At 70.8% G+C, this 2135-nt stretch carries 1 protein-coding gene and 1 pseudogene; both read left to right on the top strand.

Features of this window, described 5'->3' with window-relative positions:
• Window positions 1–135, top strand: a pseudogene (locus A5652_RS27125) (NUDIX hydrolase); the annotation flags it as partial.
• Window positions 132–2135, top strand: a 2004-nt coding sequence (locus A5652_RS22340) for a hypothetical protein (protein WP_067356915.1), incomplete at its 3' end; no start/stop codon positions are given. The pseudogene A5652_RS27125 and the gene A5652_RS22340, both read left to right, overlap by 4 nt.

Here is a 2135-nt window from a genome sequence, read left to right as displayed (position 1 = left end):
CAAAGCGACGGTCCGGCTTCGCTCCCCCCGCTGCCGCCCAGCTCGCCGCGGCGCCGCCCCCAGACCCATTCGCGGACTCGGCATTCTGACAAACCGGCCACGGGCCGAAAGAACGGCCACGGGCCCGGGCCGTGACAGCTCCGCGTCTACGGTGGGCCGGCCTGGTGCGTATCGCCGCCGTGCTCGCCATCGTGACCGGACTCGCGATGCTCACCGGGCCGGTGATGCCGCGTGCGGCGGCGGGCGAGCCCGGGGTGACGCCGTTCGTCCGGGTCCGCATCGATCAAGTCACTCCCGACGTGGTCACCACGACCAGTCCGCCCGTCGTGACCGTCAGCGGCATGGTGACCAACATCGGTGACCGGCCGGTTCATGACGTCATGGTCCGCCTCGAGCACGCGGGCGCCGTCACCGCCTCCGCGGGTTTGCGCACCACCCTGGACGGTGACACCGACGGCTATCAGGCCGCCGCGGATTTCCTCACTGTGGCGCCCGAACTGCAGCGCGGGCAAGAAGTCGGCTTCACCCTGTCGGCCCCGCTGCGCGCCCTGACCAAGCCGTCGCTGGGAGTGGAGAAGCCCGGCATCTACCCCGTCCTGGTCAACGTGAACGGCACACCGGACTACGGCGCACCGGCCCGGTTGGACAACGCGCGCTTCCTGCTGCCCGTCGTAGGAGTGCCGCCCGACCGCGCCGACGATGTGGGCTCCGCCGTCGCTCCCGACACCTCCAAGCCGGTGCTGATCACCATGCTGTGGCCGCTCGCCGACCGGCCCAGGCTGGCTCCCGGCGTGCCGGGCGGAACCATTCCGGTACGGCTGGTTGACGACGACCTGGCCACCTCGCTGGCCGGCGGCGGCAGGCTCGACATCCTGCTGGCCTCGGCCGAAGTCGCCACCAGTCACGACGTCGACCCCGACGGCGCCGTCGGCCGTGCGCTGTGCCTTGCGATCGATCCGGATCTGCTGGTCACGGTCAACGCGATGACCGCAGGTTATGTCGTGTCCAACTCCCCCGACGACGCGGCGCAGCTGCCCGGCACCCCCACCCACCCGGGCGCCGGCCAGGCCGCCGCGACCGAATGGCTGAACCGCCTGCGCGCCCTGGCCCACCGAACCTGTGTGGCCCCCCTCCCCTACGCCCAAGCCGACCTTGATGCCGTCCAGCGCGTCAACGATCCCGGCCTGAGCGCCATCGCCACCACCAACGCCAATGGCATCATCGACAAAATTCTGGACGTCTCCTCCATCCGCGGCGCCACCGTGGTGGCGGACGGTCCACTGACCAGCCGCGCGGTCAAGCTGCTCAGCGCCAACGACAACACTGTCGCCATCGCGGCCGCTGACCTGTCGGCCACCGAGGGGCAGAGCTCCATTGAGAGCGGCGTCGACACCGCACCGCGACGGCTGGCCCCGCAAGTCGTGGTCGCGCCGTTCGACCCCGCCGTCGGCGCCGCGCTGGCCGGAGCCGGCACCACGCCAGGGGTGCCGACATACCTGGACTCGTCCCTGACGGTTCGGCTGGGACACGACTCGGTGACCGCGCGCAGGCAGGACGCGCTGGGCGCGATCTTCTGGCATGCGCTCGACCGCGACGAGCCACGCACCCAGATACTGCTTCCGCCGTCCACATGGAATCTGCAGGCCGACGACGCCCAGGTCATCCTGACCGCGCTGACCACCACCATCCGCTCCGGTCTGGCGGTGCCCCGCCCGCTGCCGGTCGTGATCGCCGACGCCAATCAGGCTGCTCAAGCCCGCACCGAGCCGCCGGGAGACGTCGGCGCCTACGTTTCCGCACCCGGGCAGTTCAGCGACGACGTCACCGCCGGCATCACGGGGCAGGTCGGCCGGCTGTGGGGCTTGACGTCGTCGCTGATGACCGACGACCGCACAGGGCTGACCGGCGTCCAGTACACCGCGCCCCTGCGCGAGGACATGCTGCGCGCCCTGAGCCAGTCCGAACCGCCCGACACCCGCAATGGATTGGCCCAGCAACGCCTGGTGGTGGTCGGTAAGACAATCAACGACCTGTTCGGCGCGGTGACGATCGTTAATCCGGGCGGCTCCTACACCCTGGCCACCGAGCACAGCCCGCTGCCGCTGGCGCTGCACAACGGCCTGGCCGTTCCGATT

Origin of the sequence: Mycobacterium sp. 1165178.9 (assembly GCF_001673555.1) — a bacterium.
GTDB lineage: Bacteria > Actinomycetota > Actinomycetes > Mycobacteriales > Mycobacteriaceae > Mycobacterium.
The sequence above is the reverse complement of the archived record's forward strand: the minus strand, read 5'-3'. Positions and strand labels throughout refer to the sequence as shown.